Below are 19,449 nucleotides of genomic sequence, written 5' to 3'. Positions count from 1 at the left end.
TGTACATTATATTATATATGAAGAATTATCATAAAGAAAGCAGAAGACTGCCGATATGCAACAGTCTTCTGCCATAAACACGCCTAAATATAAGCTTTTTTATACCATCATCTTGTAAATCTTCGTGCAATCATCTTCATTTAGAGTCACGAAACCGCTAATTGTTCCGTTTCTTCCGTCTCCTCTGCAAAGTACCTCAACGAGCTTAGGGATATCCTCTTCTTTTGCGCCAAGCTCTTCAAAGTTCTTTGGCATTCCGATAGAAATAAGGAAGTTTCTAAATGCTTCGATTCCCTCTTTTGCAGTAACTTCGGGATGATCGAAGTCCATCTGGCAGCCCCATACTCTTGTTGCAACCTTTGCAAATCTCATAACGTCGTGATTCATAACATAGCTGAATACCGCAGGCATGGTAACCGCAAGTCCCGCACCGTGCGCACAGTCATAAACCGCAGAGAGCTCATGTTCAATATTGTGGCTGTTCCAGTCCTGACTTCTTCCCACACCGCAAGAATTGTTGTGAGCCATCATTCCTGCCCACATAATATTTGCTCTTGCCTCATAGTTATTGGGATCTTCTATTACTCTCGGAGCCTCATGCTTCATTGTAAGAAGGAGCGCCTCGATCATTCTGTCCGTAACTTCAACATCCTTGGTATTGGTAAGATATCTCTCATAAAGATGTGCCATGATATCTGTCACACCGGCAGCCGTCTGATATGCGGGAAGAGTTTGTGTAAGTGCAGGGTTCAAAATACTGAATTTAGGTCTGAGCGCATCGGAACCCACGCCTCTTTTAAACATTCCCTCTTCTTTTGTTATTACGGAATCGGGACTTCCTTCACTTCCGGCTGCAGCGATCGTAAGGATTGTTCCTACAGGAAGAGCCTCTTTAATTCTTTCTTTTCCCTGATAGAAATCCCAGAAATCGCCGTCATACAATGTTCCTGCCGCGATTGCTTTTGAAGAATCTATCGTACTTCCGCCTCCTACAGCGAGAACAAAATCTATTTTTTCTTCCTTGCAGAGCTTTATTCCTTCATATACAAGGCCGCTCCTTGGATTTGGCTTTACACTTTTCCAAAAACAAAATATGTGGGAGAATAAAAGGTAAAATTGTCCATTTTTTTCCATTCCTTTCTATATAAGATTCATATAAAATTATTCTATTACTTAATTTATTAAAAACGGAGGTGCGAACATGGATCCAAGTCAATATGAGACTTTTCCTTTTCAAACTACCCACGCATTTAATCTGGCTACCGGTTCGGAAGAAAGAACGTTTCCGTCACACTGGCACTCTTTTGGTGAAATCATCCTCGTTGGACCCGGTGAAAAAAATGTATATAAGATCGGTCAAAAAATATATAACCTGGTTGAAGGTGATATCGTGCTTATATGGCCTATGGAAATTCACGAGATTGTTGATGCCGACAGAACATGCTCAATCATCCTGCAGTTTAGTAATGCGATAGCAGATGCCGTTTTTGACTTTAAACGTATCATCCACTACTATCACAATCTTCACGTTATCTGCATAAACAATCACAGGGAACTTGCCCTTAAACTTGGTGAGATTGCGCATAAGATGCGCGATACCTTCAGATCGAACAAAAACAACAAAGAAATTCTGTGTACCAAGCTCCTTTTTGATTTTATGATGCTTCTTGACGATCACAAGCAGGAACTCAGCGGTGAACTTACCGATAACTATTATACTTCCGTCACAGACGAACTGTTTTTCAAAATGGTAAAGGTAACGGACTATATAAAAAATAATCTCACAGATGACAACCTAACACAATCAGAAATGGCAAAAAGAGCCGGAATAAGCAAAGATTATTTCTCACGTATTTTTAAAGAAATAACCGGCCTTAATTATAATAAGTGGTTGAATCTTATACGAGTCGAAAAAGCTGCGGAGCTTATGTCTAATGACGGCATGTCGCTGACAGAAATTGCCATGCTGTCAGGCTTTCAAAGTATATCCTCTTTTAACAGGGTTTTTAAGGAGCAAAAGAATATGTCGCCAAGTGAATATCGCGCAAGCTTTTCTGCTTAATCCGGCTATATTTGAAAATATAATTCATCACCCTGCTTTTAACTGCCCATATTTTGATATATGGGCTTCTCATTTTTTGTCCTTATTGCATTTTACAGGAGTTTCTCCTATAATACGAAATGTTGCAAAGACTATTTCTATATTAATAAGCGAGGCTATTTTTAATGATAAGTGCTAATAACGTAACACTGAGAGTTGGTAAAAAAGCTCTTTTCGAAGACGTAAATATCAAATTTACCGAAGGAAACTGCTACGGAATCATCGGTGCAAACGGCGCCGGAAAATCTACCTTTTTGAAGATCTTATCAGGTCAGATTGAGACAACAAACGGCGATGTCGTTATCACAGACGGCCAGCGTTTGTCTTTCCTTGAACAGGATCACTTTAAATATGACGACAAGGTAGTTCTTGATACCGTTATTTCGGGAAATGCCCGTCTTTTTGAGATCAAGAATGAAAAAGACGCCATTTATGCAAAAGAAGATTTCACTGACGAAGACGGAATCCGCGCAAGTGAACTCGAAGCTGAGTTTGCAGAAATGAACGGATGGGAAGCTGAATCAGACGCAGAGAGCCTTCTTAACGGACTTGGTATCGAAACTGAAAATCACTACAAGCTCATGAAAGAACTTGACGGTAATCAGAAGGTCAAGGTTCTTCTTGCAAGAGCTCTTTTCGGCAACCCCGATATCCTGCTTCTCGACGAGCCTACAAACCACTTGGATCTCGATGCTATCGCATGGCTTGAGGAATTCCTTATCAACTTCGAAAATACGGTCATTGTCGTATCTCACGACCGTTACTTCCTCAATAAAGTCTGCACTTACATTGCTGATATAGACTACGGCAAGATTCAGCTCTATGCCGGTAACTACGACTTCTGGTACGAGTCATCTCAGCTCATGATACGCCAGATGAAGGAAGCAAACAAGAAAAAAGAGGAACAGATCAAGGAACTTAAAGAGTTCATCGCACGTTTCTCTGCTAATGCAAGTAAATCAAAGCAGGCTACATCAAGAAAGAAAGCTCTTGAGAAGATTGAGCTCGATACTATCAAGCCTTCAAGCAGAAAGTATCCTTACATCGACTTTAGACCCGAGCGTGAGATCGGTAACGAAGTTCTTACCGTTTCAGGAATTTCAAAGACAATAAACGGCGAGAAGATTCTCGACAACATTTCATTCGTCGTACAGCACGACGACAAGATTGCTTTTGTAGGCGGAAACGAGCTCGCAAAGACTACTCTCTTCCAGATCCTTACAGGCGAACTTGAGCCCGACGAGGGAACATACAAATGGGGTGTAACAACTTCACAGGCTTACTTCCCCAAGGATAATACAAAAGAATTTGATAATGACTACAACATTACCGAGTGGCTTACAGGCTATTCTGAGATAAAGGACGCAACTTACGTAAGAGGATTCCTTGGAAGAATGCTCTTTGCAGGCGAAGACGGTGTCAAGAAGGTTAAGGTTCTTTCAGGAGGAGAAAAAGTTCGCTGTCTCCTTTCAAAGATGATGATAAGCGGCGCAAACTGCCTTATCTTCGACGAGCCTACAAACCACCTTGATATGGAATCAATCTCCGCTCTCAACGACGGAATGATCAAATTCCCCGGCGTAGAACTTTTCGCTTGCCGTGACCATCAGGTTGTTCAGACAACAGCAAACAGAATAATGGAAATTCTCCCCGACGGATCACTTGTCGACAAGCGTTCTACTTATGACGAATATCTTGAAAGTGATGAGATGGCCAGAAAACGTACAGTTTATAATACAGTTGCCGAAGAAGAGGAAGACGACTGATTAAAGCATTTATATTAGGAGGAGCATAAGCATGCAGACATTTAGTCCCGTAAAAGAAGGAAAAGTAAGAGAAATTTACGATATCGGAGAGAACCTTATCATGGTTGCAACAGACAGAATCTCCGCTTTCGACGTAATTCTCAAGAACAAAGTTACTAAGAAGGGTGCTGTGTTGACCCAGATGTCAAAGTTCTGGTTTGATTATACCAAGGACATCGTAAACAACCACATGGTAAGCGTTGATACAAACGATATGCCTGAATTTTTCAGAAGCGAGGAATTTAAAGGAAACAGCATGCTTTGCAAAAAGCTCAACATGGTTCCCGTTGAGTGCATCGTTCGTGGATATATCACAGGAAGTGGCTGGAACAGCTACAAGGAAAACGGAACTGTATGCGGAATCAAGCTTCCCGAAGGTCTCAAAGAATGCGACAAGCTCCCTGAACCCATCTACACTCCCAGCACAAAGGCTGAAATCGGTGATCACGATGAGAACATCGACTTCGACCGCAGCGTAGAAGTTCTCGAGAAGGCATTCCCCGGAAAGGGCCTTGAGTACGCAACAAAGATCAAGGATTACACAATCGCTCTTTACAAGAAATGTGCAAACTACGCTCTCACTCGCGGAATCATCATAGCAGACACAAAGTTTGAGTTCGGTATCGATGAGAACGGCGAAGTTGTTCTTGCAGACGAGATGCTCACACCTGACAGCTCACGTTTCTGGCCCGTTGAAGGTTATGAGCCGGGACATGGTCAGCCTTCATTCGACAAGCAGTTCGTTCGTGACTACTTAAAGGCTAATCCTGAGTGCGATTACAGCCTTCCTCAGGACGTAATAGACAAGACAATCGCTAAATACCTTGAAGCTTACAAGCTCCTCACAGGTTCAGAACTTAACGTTTGATCTAAATAAAAATTTTCGCCGGCCGCATTGTGCGACCGGCGTTTTTTCATTTATTATTTATCAATCTTTTTTTACAATCTTACCATATATGATATATGCTAAAGTATCTTCTTCACTTTCAACGGAAATAAGGCTTTTTCCACCGGAATACTCGTCCCAAAAACCATATGCATTATCAACCTTTCCAATCTCATCATGATTTCCGTTTTCATCAAGAACAAATACAGTTCCACTATCACTTATACAATATGCTTTATCACTCAATGGATCGTTCATTATATTTCCTATGGAAAAGCCATCATTCGAAACCTTAAGTGCTTCACCCACAACTTTTCCGTCTTTGTAAGTAATGATCTTATCATATAATAAGATCCACATAACACTTTCATCATCACTTACTGCAACATCATATACGCCGTGATCGTCATGGTACAGCTCTTCTGTCTGCGTCTTCCCGTCCTTATATGTGATTGCATTTATCGAATTTTCCTCTATATCATAAACTTTAAATTCTCTGCTTGAATATGAAGTTGCATATCCATCCGTTTTACAAACGGCTTCCATATCGGAATTAAGCCAATAACTACTTCTATCAGCAATTAAATACATTCCTTCAAAGTTTTCGGCCTCAGGGAAATAATTAACTGAAATATCCGAAAAAGTAAATCCTCTTCCTTTATAATACGCATCGATATGTGAATCTGACAGAATCACTTTTGACTCGCTCATTTCGTCTGAATCAAAATAACGTAATCCTTCACCCAATTTCTTAAATAATATTTTTTTACAATCAGCATTTAACGCAACATAACCGCTAAAAGATCTAAAGTCATCATCATAAATCTTAATAACATTGCCGTCTTTCCAGCAAAACAATCCTTCACCCATTTGAGGCGAAAAATATGCAACATGCCTGTCATTTGATACAGAAATCACGTTAAAATATTGATTCGCAGCTTCGAATATATTTTCACTCTTTCCGTCAAGCCCCATCATAAATAATCCGTCTGTTCTTGAAACAAGCGCCGTATTACCGTCCGGAGATGCTGTAATACAGCATGAATCAATTATATCGCACTCTTCTATCAAGTTATAACTGTTATCTTTTGTATTGTAAACGCATAAGCCTTTGCCGAGCTTGGATTTCTCTGATGTTGCCACATAAACATAATTGCCCGTAAAGTTCATTGATACGTCCACACAGCTATCATCAATAAGCGTTGTCTTTAACTCGGAATCGATCAAGTATACTTCACCCTCAACAAAGATAACTCCAACCGTGCCCTCAGGATCTGAGTAAAATTCATATCCTTCTGCTCCTTTAAACTGCTCATTTACCGCTCCGGATGAATTGAATATAGCTCCATCGGCAACAACCATCGCATTTCCCGTAACACTAATATTAGTGTTCGCATTTGTATTTGTATTCGTATCTGTTATTCCTGCCAACTCGGGTATAACATATTTTTTCACCAGGTTAAAAGCGACCGTTCCGATAATTCCGGATATGACTGCAAAAATGACCACAACCAAAACTATAAGAGCGATCTTTCCTTTTTTATCACTTGTATTTACCTTAGCTGAAGCCATATTCCCCATAGCGGCCGAATTCTGTGCATTCTGCGGTTTTGCCAAAGATATATTTCCCGTAGCCGCAGCATTCTGTGTATACTGCGGTTTTACTACCTGTACCCCGCAGTATACACAGAAATTGCTGCTATCACTAATTTCTCTACCACAATTGTTACATTTCATAATTCTCCTCCAAGTTTTTTATTGTCTTTTATAACTAAGACATCCCTACTTTAAACCCACGATTTCTATTTTACACGAAAAAGCGTAAAATCATGATGTTTTTTACATTTCTAAACAATCTATCAAATAAATATAAACCTCTAAAGGGTAATCTTTTTTCTCCGATATATCTTACAAAGATAAATAAACCTGCTAAATAACCTCCCTTAAACCAATAATAAAAGTACCATCACTGCGGTAGACTCCCGGTGGTGGTACTTTTGCGTCAGTATAAATCTCTCAGTCATCATCTTCGTAGGAGTATCCATTGTCCTTTGATGAAGGTCTTTTCGACAAAATCTGAATGAGCAGTCTCACGATTCCGATAAGTACCAGATAGCTTCCGACCGTAAGAGACTTGACGGAAGTTAACCTTTGCGGCGTGGCAAGTGAGATGATTCCGATATTGATGTTGACTACAGCAATAAGGATCATCCAGAATCTTCCAGCGCGTTTTATTGTCTTTTTATGCTTGATAACGTACTGAACGCTGGCTGACGCCATTGTAAAAAAAACAATTGAGATAAACACGTTCGTCCACTTCGGAATGCGCTCTATGTTCGATACGATAAATACCATGAAACTCATGACAAGTATATGAAAAAGCATTCGTCCACGCTTGATAAACGCCTTTTCATCGCGCATTCCCGCCTTTATTATTCTCGAAGCGCTAAACAGCGCACACGTGAGCGCAACGGCGCCGCCTATCATATTATAGATAGCCTTCGGAATTGCAAGGAACACGATACCGAGAAGGATAAGAAAAGCATCAACAAGTCCCTGCTGGGTTTTAAGTGCCTCCATAACCCTTATTTTCTCAAATTCACGCCACAGCGATCCGAAGAACTTTCCAAGAATGATCTTGGTCTTACTCTCCGACTGAGCCGCAGATAAAAGAATTGTTCCAAAATCATGAAATCCGCCCTTTGAAATATCATACAAAGAGACCGCGCCACCTGCTTTCATGGCATCAAAAATATCCCTCGTAAACGCCTCTCTCTGCTCCATTGTAGCGTTTTCTATCCAGTCATCGATGACCCTGTTTAGCGCAGAGCTCTCCTCTGTCAGATGTTTCTTGGTAACAAAATGATCGCCCGCAACTTTCCAGGTCATTCCCGAGTGCTGAAGCATTCTCTCTCCGTCACTTGCAACTATCTTGTGCGGAACATCAAGTTCAAAGAGCATTCCCACGATACTGTACGTAGGCACAATATGCGTAAGCTTCCACTTTACGTTTGCAAATTTCTTTTCATTAAGAAGCTCAGGACAGATTCCGGGGCCGTCGTTACTGTAAACATGCTTGATCCTTGGCTGAACTATATTCGGAAGATTCATCGCGGAATATATAGCCAGATTTCCGCCCTTTGAATGTCCTCCAACGTAAACATCACCCGCGTACTTGGACAAAATATATCTAAGATAGTTCACAGCTTCTTTTTGCGCCATGATCTCTTCAAAACTTATCTTAAAGTCCATCCTCCAGTCATCGATATCCATTGTTGTTCCGCGAAATGAGACAAACAGGCTTCCATCCGGGAAATGAATTGTCATTGCCGTTATGAGCATGTCTTTGTCCATATCGTTGACATCAAGATAATCAGAAAGTGTCAGTTCCCCAAACCTTTTACTCTTTGCCATGTAAAGTAGCACCCAATCAAAATCGACTCTCGAAAGTCCATCGATAGAATGCGTACTAAAATATATGTCGGCGGCTTTTTTGACCGAAATCTTACCGCCGTTTTCCGAATCGGGAACAATCCCGTTTAAGTCATTGTATATAAGAAGCGAAAGTGCAAGATTGTCCACCTCATTAAAGGGCGACTGCTCAAAATCAAGATCCCCGCGCCATTTAATATAATTTATAAGATTTGCCATAATCTCTTACCTCTTATAATTAATATTAATCCTAATGTGAGATTTGTCCAACAAAACATTGTCTGTATCGCTTTAATGTGTTAAAATCGTCAAAGAAAAAATACGAAATAGGAGCATAAAATAATGAATATTGTTTGTTTAGACCTTGAAGGCGTGCTCGTTCCCGAAATCTGGATCGCATTTGCCGAGGCAAGCGGAATCCCTGAACTTAAGAGAACAACAAGAGACGAGCCCGATTACGATAAGCTTATGAAATGGAGAATCGGAATCCTTAAAGAGCATGGTCTTGGACTCAAAGAGATTCAGGACACAATCGCTAAGATTGATCCGCTTCCGGGAGCAAAAGAGTTCCTCGACGAGCTCAGAAAGACAACTCAGGTGATCATCATCAGTGATACTTTCACACAGTTTGCAACTCCTCTCATGGAGAAGCTCGGATGGCCCACAATCTTCTGCAATTCTCTTGAAGTTGCAGAAAGCGGTGAGATCACAGGCTTTAAGATGAGAATTGAAAATTCCAAGCTCACAACAGTTAAAGCTCTTCAGTCAATCGGCTATGACACAATCGCAAGCGGCGACAGCTACAACGATCTTGGAATGATCCAGGCATCAAAAGCTGGCTTCCTCTTCCGCTCTACAGATAAGATCAAGGCTGATTATCCCGCTCTTCCTGCATTTGAAGAGTACAATGACCTTTTACAAGCGATCAAAAAAGCATTATAATAGAGGAATGTCGCGCGCGGCATGAAATGACGTTTTGAAAGGAATAAGCACTATGAAAGACAACAATTGTCCTTATTGCGCAGGCGGAGAAGCCCTCGCAAAATTCGGAATCAAAATCTGTGACCTCGGTGTAAGCCAGCTGGTTCTCTTCAAGGAGCAGAGCCATCTCGGAAGATGCATCGTTGCATACAAGGATCACGTACATGAAATGGTAGACATTTCTGATGAAGAAAGAAATGCTTTCTTTGCAGATGTTAATCGCGCAGCTAAAGCTATCCACGCTGCATTTAATCCCGATAAGGTTAACTACGGCGCTTACAGTGATACTCTCTGCCACCTTCACATGCATCTCGTACCCAAGTATAAGGATGGTTATGAATGGGGCGGCGTATTCGCGATGAATCCTCAGGAGAAGTTCCTTACTGATGCTGAGTACGACGAGATTATCGCTAAGATCAAAGCAAACCTTTGATAGAAAAAACAAGGCTAAGCACTGATTATTTGTGCTTAGCCCTTTAAATTTAATCTGTTATTGTAGCATCACCCATGCGTAAATCAAACAATGTAAGAATCTTGAATCCTTCATCATTTACACCACTAAACCAGATATTTCCATCATCAATACAACCACCCTGCCAGTTGCCCCATAAATCTGAAACTTTCCATGCTGAAAGTGATTTGAAATAGCTGTCATCAAAGCCTGTATTCTTGGCATATTCCACAAACTCTTCCTTATTATTGCAAAGGTTGTTATCCTCTTTAGAACCGATAGGATAAGAAATCATATCGCCAACAGAATCCCAGTCTTTTGCAAGAACTGCATCTACAACCTTCTGTGCATATGCCTCTACCTCAGCATCGCTGGCATCTGTAAATACAGAATACTTTCCTTCTTCGCCACTACCATCGGTAGATGCAGCATCATCCGCTTCTTCAGACACTTCTGCTTCCGCAGCATCTGCCTCATCATCAAAATCAATATCAGTTTCTACACCTGATAGCTCAGCAACAGCTGTTTCACCCTCAGTAGCTGTATCCCCACAAGCAATAGACATAGCGCTAATAGATACGATAGCGCATAATGTTAAAAATTTCTTTTTCATAGCAATTTTCTCCTAAAAAACAATATTACGCTATGTATCATATCACATGCATGGAATTTTTACTACAAAAAGTTAACTTTTTATTCATTATTTACCATCCTATCTCGTACATCTATACATGTTCTAACTCTGCAATTTTGGACATAATAACAGCCGGCTACTTAGAAGCTCTTAATCAAAGTGAAGAAAGCACAAAATGACATAGCCTCTTATCGGCGCAAAAAACATATAACAACATGCTTCCAATAATTATTTATATGCATTTTGCGCCTCGTTTAGAATTGAAAAACATATAATTCAACATTAGGCAATCATTCTTATATGCATTTCACTCATTAAACCGAGCGAAAAAGCATATAAGATAATTTTCTCGTCATACTATTATATGCTACCCCTAACGCCATCAAGTTCAAAAGCATATAAAAAGAAAAGCGCAATCAACCTTTATATGCCCTATTACTTATATCATACCTCATAATCAAGGCAGCTTCTGATCTTCGTGTAAGGTCTTACCTTGGTATCGGCAACTGCAACATGCTCAGGATGAGTTGCGTAGTTCTTAAGCGCATCCTCATTCTCAAATGTTGAATCAAGCATAAGGTCTGCGTTTGAAGATGCAAGTCCATTGATGTTGACCTTAATCTCAACAATTCCGGGTACCTTGCCCTTTAATGCTTCGAGTCCTTCCTTAATTCCCTGCTTCACAGAAACCTTCTCCTCAGCAGAAAGCTCATCCTTAAGTGTCCATAAAATCACATGTTTAACCATTTATTTTATCCTCCTTTATTTCCTCTGCATTCTCTTCCTCATCATCGCTCTTGGATTCGGATGTTTTCTCCCAAAAGCTTGCGGCAAAAAAGATTACTCCAAAGACTATCATCTGCAGTACATCATTAAGTGTCCCGATTACATGCCGGTTAAATACCGCAAATACATAAAGCAAGAGAAATAGCACTCCGGTGCCTGCTGCAATCCCTTTAAACATGCCAAGCTTCTCACTGAAGTCCTTCTTGCACTTGGCTCCAAGACATCCTCCGGCAAATATCATTCCACCAAGCACGCTTGGGAATAAGAAGCTGACTATCTTTCCGGCTATATCTTTTCCTTCGGAAAGGAACAATACTGAAAGAATGCCCAGAAAAGCAAGCAAAGCTATTGTTACAACAACCTTCTTACTTTCACCTGTTTTTTCAAGCAGCTTTTCATAACCTATTCCTGCTCCCCAGCATACCAGACAAATGACAATCGGAGCAAGTACAGCACCGATTGTTTTAATCCCAAGCATAAAGAATATTCCCCACATCAATACGCAAAAAACTATCATCAAAGCAATGCCTAAAATCTTCTTTTTTTCCATACTACCTCCATATATATAATGTTCACCCCACAGCACACCTGCATCAGCAGCACACATATGAACTCAAAGCCACATTCCATCGGACTTAACAACACTCCTTATATAATAGCACAAATCAGATAGCCAACTGTTGCTTCAAATCAAATAATATCCCATATTGGAAACAAAAAGTTGCTTGCGAGCAATTTCCTCTCCAATTAATCAAGTGTTTTTTGTGTAAATTCCTAGTTTTTTTCATTCTCAGATTGAGTGATTGCTATGATATAAAAAATGCCGCAATCGGTAAGCAAAAACAATTACTTAAAGATTGCAGCACTCATTTATTTAAAGTTTTAATTCCGATTCAATTACCAGATTCTGTAATTTCCCGAAAGAGCAAGAAGTGCAAAGAGATACAGACAGTTATCATAGTATCTTCTCTTTCCCTGTCTGAGCGGCTGGTTCCAGAACCATTCAACCCACTTTGATGCGATTTCAAAATCGCTTCCGCTTTCCTTGCTGTAAGGAACAGAAAGTGCGCTCTGGGCCATTGTTGCAAGAAGTCCTACAGGATGAAGAACAGGAAGCTCAAGGCTTGTTCCGTCAATTTCATATACGCATCTCATTGCCTCAATATCTGTTCCGAAGAACTTCATCATCTTAAGAGGAACAGAGATCTGACCTTCATCTTTGCCAAACCACTCCGCATCAAGTCCAATATTTGCAGCTGTTCTGTACGCATCGCTAAAGAATCTTCCGTGAATACTTCCGTCCCAAGGCATGGGATCGTTTACAGGAGATCCGTCGAAATTTCCATACTCGGGATTAAGTCCTGTAACAGGATGGCAGGTCTTTACAAGATACTTTCTACTCTCCTTGGCTGCAGTCTGCCAGAACTCCTTATCTTCTTCATAAGCCCACTCTGCGAAAAGCTCATAAAAATGAGGCAGATGATAAGAAGGATCTGAGAAAGGGTGTCCCGGAACAAACAAAACGAGATGATTGTCCCTGTTCCACATAGGCGCACCGACTCTGCCGTTCTCACCCTTGTGAACGCAGGCCCTGAGAATCTCTTTTGCCTCTGCTGAATAATTAAAGATTCCTTCTCCGTCGCCCCATCTGTGAGAAGCAAAGAAAAGAGCCATCGCATAGAACTCTTCTCCGTCAGGCGCAGGACCGTTTGAATTTTTGGAACCGTCAACGTTACAGCTCCATGCAAAATAGCCCTCGTTCTCGCCTTCATTCATCCACATATAGGTCTTTGACCACTTCCAAATGCGGTCGAATTCTTCCTTCATATCAAGCTGAACGCACATCATCATGCCATAGGACATACCTTCAGTCCTTGCGTCGTGATTGCCCGTATCCTCGAGATATCCCATATCATCCCCTACAGGATGAAAGATTCTCTCTTCTTCCGATCCGTAGAAAAAGGTATCTACCGCATCCTTGATCTTCTTTTCGATCTCAGCATTGCTTTTTCCGATCTCACTAAAAACATTTCTGTATTTTTTGTCATTATACGCCGCCATAAGAACCCTCCTTATAGTAATAATAGTTCTTATTATAAACAAAAAAGGCAAAAGTGACTTATCATCCTAAATCACTTTTGCCTCAATTTTAAGCATTTACTTTTTTAAATATTTACCTTTGGAAGTGTTGCAAAGCTCTTCTCAAGTTCTTCGTCTGTAGGGATGTAATCTGACATCTCACCGTCGTTGAACTTCTGATATGCAACCATATCAAAGTAACCTGTTCCTGTAAGGCCAAAGAGAATTGTCTTTTCCTCACCGGTCTCCTTGCACTTAAGAGCTTCATCAATAGCCGCTCTGATAGCGTGGCTGCTCTCGGGAGCGGGAAGAATTCCCTCAACTCTTGCAAACTGCTCTGCTGCCTCGAATACAGCTGTCTGCTCAACGGATCTTGCTTCCATATAACCATCGTGATAGAGCTGTGACAAAATAGGGCTCATGCCGTGATATCTAAGTCCACCCGCATGGTTTGCAGAAGGAATGAAGTTACTTCCAAGTGTGTACATCTTTGCAAGAGGACATACCATTCCCGTATCGCAGAAGTCATATGCAAATTTACCTCTTGTAAGGCTCGGACAGCTTGCAGGCTCGATAGCAATGATCTGATAATCTTTTTCACCGCGGAGTTTCTCGCCCATGAAAGGAGAAATAAGTCCGCCGAGGTTTGAACCGCCGCCTGCGCATCCAATGATGATATCGGGAGTTATTCCATACTTATCAAGTGCAGCCTTTGCCTCAAGACCGATTACAGTCTGATGAAGAAGGACCTGATTAAGTACGCTTCCAAGAACATATCTGTATCCTTCTGTCTTGGTTGCAACTTCTACAGCCTCGGAAATAGCACATCCAAGTGAACCTGTTGTTCCGGGGTGCTCCGCATTTATCTTTCTTCCGATCTCAGTATCCATTGAAGGAGAAGGTGTTACGCTTGCTCCGTATGTACGCATAACTTCGCGTCTGAAAGGCTTCTGCTCATATGAAACCTTAACCATATATACTTTACAATCAATTCCAAGATATGCAGATGCCATTGAAAGAGCCGTTCCCCACTGACCTGCACCGGTCTCGGTTGTAACGCCCTTAAGTCCTTGCTTCTTGGCATAATATGCCTGAACAATAGCAGAATTAAGCTTGTGACTTCCGCTCGTATTATTGCCTTCAAATTTGTAGTAGATCTTAGCCGGAGTTCCGAGCGCCTTCTCAAGACAATATGCTCTTACCAAAGGAGCGGGCCTGTACATCTTGTAAAAGTTTCGGATTTCATCCGGAATATCTATATAAGCAGTTGTGTCATCAAGTTCCTGCTTAATAAGTTCATCGCAAAAAACAGGACGAAGATCGTCAAAGCTCATCGGCTTCATTGTCGCCGGATTAAGAAGCGGCGCCGGTTTATTCTTCATATCCGCTCTGACGTTATACCACTGTTTGGGAATCTCGTCCTCGCTAAGATAAATTTTATAAGGTATCTTTGTATTTTCGCTCATAAAAAAAGCCCCCTTAACTTTCGCAATTTAGTCCATTAAAGCACAAAAAAGGCCGCAATGTCAACCTCTTGCAGCCTTTATAGGTATAAGCAGATCCTCAGGAACAAACAGCTTTCCGCAGCCTGTTCCAAGATCGATATCAGGTTTATTTGCGCCATGAAAATCAGATCCTCCGCTTACCAAAAGATCGTATTTCTTCGCAAGCTCTTTTATCTGTCTCTCATCTCTTAATTCATATGTGGAATAAATAGCTTCTATGCCGACAAGTCCCGCCTCTTTAAGTTTTCCCACAAACGCATCCAGTCTGTCGTCGCCGAATCTGCACAAGATAGGATGGGCAAAAACAGGAACTCCCTTAGCCTTAAGTATGCTCCTTATGGCATCTTCGGGAGTTATCTTCTCTCTTCCGACATAGTACGGGCAATGGTCTCCTATATATCTGTCAAAGACCTCCGCTCTGCTGTTTACGTATCCCCTGTCCACCATGAACTTGGCGTAATGTGCCCTTGTTATCACGGTATCCGGAAACTCTTTGGTAAGCTCCTCATACGAAATGGGAATCCCAGCCTCTTCAGTAAGCTTCTTACACATCTTCTTATTTCTGACAGTTCTTGAATCTATAAAATCTTTCAGTCCGCTTACAAACTCTTTATCATGATTGTCGATATACAATCCCACAATGTGAACTTCTCGTCCTTCACCTTCCGTAGAGAGCTCAACGCCCGGAATCACTTCAAGATCAGGATATTTCTCTGCGGCATATTTCACAGCTTCATCTATGCCATCCACCGTGTCGTGATCGGTCAGTGCAATTGCCGCAAGTCCTTTCTCATGCGCTCTGTCTATAAGCTCTTCTACAGAAAAAGTACCGTCTGAATATGTTGAATGTGTATGTAAATCAATCGCTCTCATTTATCTCTCCTGTTATCTATTGTAGGTTCATCATCTAAATATACAGAAAGTTCGACATTTCTGACCGACTTACTTCCCGTAAAATAGGCACTTCCAACAATCTCATGAAAAATACGATATCCTCTTTCTTTAATATGCTCCGAAATATATGAGTACTAATCAGGAAATCTTATATAGACTCTTGGACCACATGCAGATAATGTAGCAAGTAATACAATTAATATTGGTATAATACAAAAATTTCTTTTCCCCATCTTCTATGCCAATGTTCTATTTCTGTAGTAAAATCACTGAATCTTTTGCAAATGACTATGCTCGCCGTCATATACCGACTCATATATCTCTACATTCGGCAGATACGCCTTAATAGCTTTACCTACTTCATCTTTATCATAATTGTCATCTTCATAACTAAAAATAATCTGCTCAGCTTTATCGAACTCTGTCAAAAAAGCATACTCCTCATTACTTGGAACATAATCACATCCTAAAATAACAACCGGAACACAAAAATGTATATCATCAGTAGGCTCTAATTCTTCGCCCAAACATTCGCCAATATTTATTGATACGAATTGCATTTTTGAATTACAATTTATTCCTAATTCCGCCGGATAAATATCGTCTTTCGTAAAATTACCAAAAAAAGAATTTATCCATTCGCTTCCATCTATGTTTATAATATCTATTGCTATATCATCAGGAAAATAATCCGGATTCTCCTCAACAAATTTATTATGAGCATTAATTATTTCGCTTAATTCCTTATACCCTTCCAGACCATTATCATAGTTAATTTCTAATTCTATTTTTCCTTTATCCTCTACATATCTCCATACATTTATATTCTCATGCGAAAAAAGCCCTATTTCTTTAACCCATTTTTTGTATGATGAGCCTATATTAAACCTATTTTTATAAAATCTTGGGCCGCATGCTGTCAACGACATAAGTATAGCAAGAAATATAGACGTGAAATAATAATTTTTTTTATTCATTAACAATCCCTCTACTTGATTTTGGTATTCATAACACTGGAAAATGGTTGATTTAAAGGATTTTGGGAAACCACATAAATATATTGATCATAATCAACATAATATTTATTTCCCCAAGATGAAATTTCCACCATTCTTCTCTTATCGCCATTATCATCAAACTCTTCATATAAACCTGTCGCAACAACATAATGGCTTGATGCCCCACCACCTTTTCGCTCTTTTTCAACTGCATTATGAGGATCATGCACATATACTCCATTTTTAGAATCATATTCGTGAAACGGAATACTCTCTCCTCCGAAATCATTAACTGCCCAGATAACAGGAACTCCCTCATTTAGTTGCTTTTTCATGTTTTGATAGTCAGCCTCATAGTCTTTAATATAATCCCAGTTTGAAGAAACTGTAACCCCTTTATCTTCGCACATGGAAGTAATATAAGTAGACATCTGATTAGGCAGTGCTCCGCTAATTGGGCCTTTAATAGCTTGCTTTCTTACTTCTGAATGTGTACCACGACGAGATACAGGTTGATCTTCTGCATTCAAAAAGCCATAAGCTATTTTTTATAATCTTCATTTTTCCTCTAAACTGCTCACCGCAGGTTATATCAAAGTTTTTCGCAGGTTCATATGCATCCTCTTGAATTATCCGGTATTTATTATCAATGTACTCTCGTGCTTCTTCAAGCTCAGCAATGCCTTCCTCGCATTCTCTTATTTTCTGATGTAATCTTGATATATCTGAATGAATCCCCATTACTTCTTACCTCCGATCTTTTCGACAGTAAGACTATCGCTGAGGATCTTATCCTGTTCGATCATGCTGTCTCTTAATGTAAGAAGGGCTCTTGGAAGCGAATCTGCGGTTTCATGCTTATATGAACCCTGTGTTTCATAGACCTTCATAAGGATCTTATTCATTTTTCTGCCCGCTTCAGTCCCCTCCATGACTTTAAGATTACCAAGAGGAGAATCTGATAGTTCACAGCTTGCCGCTGCATTCTGAATATCCGTAACTATCCCCGTGAACACATTTGTGTCTATAAAAACTTCTCTTTCTGCCATTTTTACACCTCATATATATTTCTAATTTTAAAATATTTTTAATAAAGTGTTAGCATTTTATCACGCAAAATAACCTAAATCAACGACAAAAAATGGGATCTATTTAGCTACTCTCCATATGCTAATAGGTCCCATTTTTTCTAATATCAAATTATTACGTTTGTATTATCGCACCAAGTATAATATCAGCAAGTCCATCGTGGTCGTTATCGTAAGTCGTAACAACATCGCTGACTTTTTTGACCGCATCCTTTCCATTCAGCATGGCTACGCCGACACCTGCTGCCTCGAGCATCGAAATATCATTTTCTTCATCTCCCGCAGCATAGGTATTCTCGATAGGAACGCCAAGTATATCCGCAAGCCTCTTTACAGCATTTCCCTTGCCCGCTTCCTTAGGGAATATCTCAAGATAATACGGACTTGAGTACAAAAGAGTGAGTTTATCGCCCACAACCTCATCGAGTGCCTTACGGAAATTCTCCTGCTTCACCTTATCGTGAAGCTCAATCGCTATCATCTTAGGCGGAGGAGATGGCAGTTCTTTTACCACATCATCCGTGATAAGAAGCGGCGTTTTGATAACCCTCCTGTAATAGTCCATACACTCGTCATTCATGGAAGTCACTATATGCGTATCATTGTAGGTATGGCAGTGAATATCAAACTTTTTTGCCATATCCATGATAACGGGCACCAGATCAAGCGGAACACCCGTCTTATAAACGTATTTTTCCTCATCGACACTGTATATCTCAGTTCCGTTACAACCACACAAAAAAGAACCCTGAAAGTTAAGTCCCAGTCCGCGATAGACAGCTTTTGCGCTATCTATCGCCCTGCCGGTGTTTATACAAAAATAATTACCGGCATCCGTGAACTTCTTCAGGGCATCCATCGTCCTTGGTGAAATATCTTTTTTAGTTGTAAGAAGAGTGCCGTCTAGGTCAAAGAAAAAAATCTTTCTGTCAGATCTCTTCACTTAATACTCCTTACTCCTTATGCTTCAACGATCAAATATCTTCCGTCACCTATATCAAAAACTTCATTAGCTTCAAGTACATTACTACCTTCAGTGTCAACGCCCGACTCCTCAAAATACTCTTCGACTTCATCAGGACTGTCGACAACAACTGCCATCGAATCCTCCAAAAAAGCTTCCGCTTCTTCCATGTTCTCTGCTACGTCCTCAGGAAAAAGCTGTCCCTGATTCTCCAAAAAACATCTCAATACTGCTTCATCATACTCATGCATAAAAAAACCTCCAATTACAACAAATCTTTCCTTTTCATCTCTGTGTAGAGTCTTGCCACAGGCAAACCTACGACATTGTAATAATCACCCTTAATACCGCTGATATAACGTGCAAACAAGCCTTGAACCCCATAGGCTCCCGCTTTGTCGTCAGGTTCGTTAGTTTTAACATAAGCGTTAATCTCTTCATCAGTCATTTTCACGACATCCACATTAGTTTCTTCGCAGAATGATACGTGATCTTCTTTTCCGTCTTTTCTGAAAAATAAAGTCACCCCTGTGTATACCTGATGTGTGTTGCCCGAAAGCTCCCCGATCATCCTCTTCGCATCATCTTTATCGGCAGGTTTACCGAGCACTTTCTGATTATATGATACGACTGTGTCAGCGCCTATTACAACCACGTCTTCCGTAAAAATTTTATGAAAAATCTCTGAAGCTTTTCGGAACGAAAGCTCCATGACGATTTTATCGGGCTCCTTTGAGTCGGCGATCTCCTCACCTTCCGGTATAAGAATCTCGTAGTCTTCGATCACCTTTCTCAAAAGCTCTTTGCGTCTGGGTGACCCCGATGCCAGTATATATCTCATCTTA

21 protein-coding genes are annotated in these 19,449 nt (G+C 40.5%); 5 read left to right on the top strand and 16 right to left on the bottom strand.

What is annotated here, in order from left to right; translation table 11 throughout:
* Positions 1-99: 99 nt before the first annotated feature.
* Positions 100-1,134 (bottom strand): iron-containing alcohol dehydrogenase, encoded by a 1,035-nt coding sequence (locus G628_RS16705; RefSeq protein WP_051199073.1) that lies wholly within the window; start codon positions 1,132-1,134, stop codon positions 100-102.
* Positions 1,135-1,201: 67 nt separating this feature from the next.
* Here G628_RS16705 and G628_RS0107150 point away from each other — a divergent pair, with 67 nt between their 5' ends.
* From G628_RS0107150 to G628_RS0107140, 3 genes are all read left to right on the top strand, one after another.
* Positions 1,202-2,062 (top strand): AraC family transcriptional regulator, encoded by an 861-nt coding sequence (locus G628_RS0107150; protein ID WP_026666878.1) that lies wholly within the window; start codon positions 1,202-1,204, stop codon positions 2,060-2,062.
* Positions 2,063-2,226: 164 nt separating this feature from the next.
* Positions 2,227-3,867 carry an ABC-F family ATP-binding cassette domain-containing protein gene (locus tag G628_RS0107145; protein WP_027208831.1) on the top strand — a complete coding sequence of 547 codons (1,641 nt, stop codon included), beginning with the start codon at positions 2,227-2,229 and terminating at the stop codon, positions 3,865-3,867.
* A 31-nt stretch (positions 3,868-3,898) separates the two neighbouring features.
* Entirely contained in the window at positions 3,899-4,774 is an 876-nt protein-coding gene (locus G628_RS0107140; RefSeq protein WP_027208830.1) for a phosphoribosylaminoimidazolesuccinocarboxamide synthase, read from the top strand.
* Between the two features lie 60 nt (positions 4,775-4,834).
* Here the strand turns inward: G628_RS0107140 and G628_RS0107135 are convergent, their stop codons facing one another.
* Complete coding sequence (locus G628_RS0107135) at positions 4,835-6,529, bottom strand: zinc ribbon domain-containing protein (RefSeq protein ID WP_027208829.1); 1,695 nt, start codon at positions 6,527-6,529, stop codon at positions 4,835-4,837.
* A 279-nt stretch (positions 6,530-6,808) separates the two neighbouring features.
* Entirely contained in the window at positions 6,809-8,443 is a 1,635-nt protein-coding gene (locus G628_RS0107130) for an Mbeg1-like protein (protein ID WP_027208828.1), read from the bottom strand.
* Positions 8,444-8,566: 123 nt separating this feature from the next.
* Between G628_RS0107130 and thrH the strand changes: the two genes are divergently transcribed.
* Complete coding sequence (thrH, locus tag G628_RS0107125) at positions 8,567-9,166, top strand: bifunctional phosphoserine phosphatase/homoserine phosphotransferase ThrH (RefSeq protein ID WP_027208827.1); 600 nt, start codon at positions 8,567-8,569, stop codon at positions 9,164-9,166.
* Positions 9,167-9,218: 52 nt separating this feature from the next.
* Positions 9,219-9,638, top strand: coding sequence for an HIT family protein (locus G628_RS0107120; protein ID WP_026654655.1), 420 nt, complete (start codon positions 9,219-9,221; stop codon positions 9,636-9,638).
* Positions 9,639-9,687: 49 nt separating this feature from the next.
* Here the strand turns inward: G628_RS0107120 and G628_RS0107115 are convergent, their stop codons facing one another.
* From G628_RS0107115 to G628_RS0107055, 13 genes are all read right to left on the bottom strand, one after another.
* The gene (locus G628_RS0107115) at positions 9,688-10,269 is read right to left on the bottom strand and encodes a hypothetical protein (protein WP_026666881.1); all 582 of its coding nucleotides are present in this window, start codon (positions 10,267-10,269) and stop codon (positions 9,688-9,690) included.
* Positions 10,270-10,734: 465 nt separating this feature from the next.
* A complete protein-coding gene (locus G628_RS0107110; RefSeq protein WP_026654653.1) occupies positions 10,735-11,037 on the bottom strand; it encodes a Dabb family protein in 303 nt (100 codons plus the stop codon).
* Positions 11,030-11,626: a hypothetical protein gene (locus tag G628_RS0107105; RefSeq protein ID WP_027208826.1), complete on the bottom strand. Its 597-nt coding sequence runs from the start codon at positions 11,624-11,626 to the stop codon at positions 11,030-11,032. Before G628_RS0107105 ends, G628_RS0107110 begins: the two co-directional genes overlap by 8 nt.
* 347 nt (positions 11,627-11,973) lie before the next feature.
* The gene (locus G628_RS0107100; RefSeq protein ID WP_027208825.1) at positions 11,974-13,137 is read right to left on the bottom strand and encodes a glycosyl hydrolase family 8; all 1,164 of its coding nucleotides are present in this window, start codon (positions 13,135-13,137) and stop codon (positions 11,974-11,976) included.
* Between the two features lie 104 nt (positions 13,138-13,241).
* Positions 13,242-14,621, bottom strand: a complete 1,380-nt coding sequence (locus tag G628_RS0107095) for a TrpB-like pyridoxal phosphate-dependent enzyme (RefSeq protein ID WP_026654649.1) — start codon at positions 14,619-14,621, stop codon at positions 13,242-13,244.
* A 60-nt stretch (positions 14,622-14,681) separates the two neighbouring features.
* Positions 14,682-15,533, bottom strand: a complete 852-nt coding sequence (locus tag G628_RS0107090) for a PHP domain-containing protein (RefSeq protein ID WP_027208824.1) — start codon at positions 15,531-15,533, stop codon at positions 14,682-14,684.
* A 287-nt stretch (positions 15,534-15,820) separates the two neighbouring features.
* The gene (locus tag G628_RS0107085) at positions 15,821-16,531 is read right to left on the bottom strand and encodes a hypothetical protein (protein ID WP_026666886.1); all 711 of its coding nucleotides are present in this window, start codon (positions 16,529-16,531) and stop codon (positions 15,821-15,823) included.
* 11 nt (positions 16,532-16,542) lie between these two features.
* Positions 16,543-17,082 (bottom strand): hypothetical protein, encoded by a 540-nt coding sequence (locus G628_RS0107080; protein WP_196803728.1) that lies wholly within the window; start codon positions 17,080-17,082, stop codon positions 16,543-16,545.
* Positions 17,015-17,293, bottom strand: coding sequence for a hypothetical protein (locus G628_RS0107075; protein ID WP_027208822.1), 279 nt, complete (start codon positions 17,291-17,293; stop codon positions 17,015-17,017). Before G628_RS0107075 ends, G628_RS0107080 begins: the two co-directional genes overlap by 68 nt.
* Entirely contained in the window at positions 17,293-17,601 is a 309-nt protein-coding gene (locus G628_RS0107070; protein WP_027208821.1) for a hypothetical protein, read from the bottom strand. Before G628_RS0107070 ends, G628_RS0107075 begins: the two co-directional genes overlap by 1 nt.
* 154 nt (positions 17,602-17,755) lie before the next feature.
* Positions 17,756-18,583, bottom strand: a complete 828-nt coding sequence (locus G628_RS0107065; RefSeq protein ID WP_026666890.1) for a Cof-type HAD-IIB family hydrolase — start codon at positions 18,581-18,583, stop codon at positions 17,756-17,758.
* A 17-nt stretch (positions 18,584-18,600) separates the two neighbouring features.
* Positions 18,601-18,855, bottom strand: coding sequence for a hypothetical protein (locus G628_RS0107060; protein ID WP_026654642.1), 255 nt, complete (start codon positions 18,853-18,855; stop codon positions 18,601-18,603).
* 14 nt (positions 18,856-18,869) lie between these two features.
* Positions 18,870-19,445, bottom strand: a complete 576-nt coding sequence (locus G628_RS0107055) for a Maf family protein (protein ID WP_026654641.1) — start codon at positions 19,443-19,445, stop codon at positions 18,870-18,872.
* Positions 19,446-19,449: the final 4 nt, after the last annotated feature.

Origin of the sequence: Butyrivibrio hungatei NK4A153, assembly GCF_000424465.1 — a bacterium.
Lineage (GTDB): Bacteria > Bacillota > Clostridia > Lachnospirales > Lachnospiraceae > Butyrivibrio > Butyrivibrio hungatei_A.
This window is presented reverse-complemented; position numbering and strand designations above follow the sequence as displayed.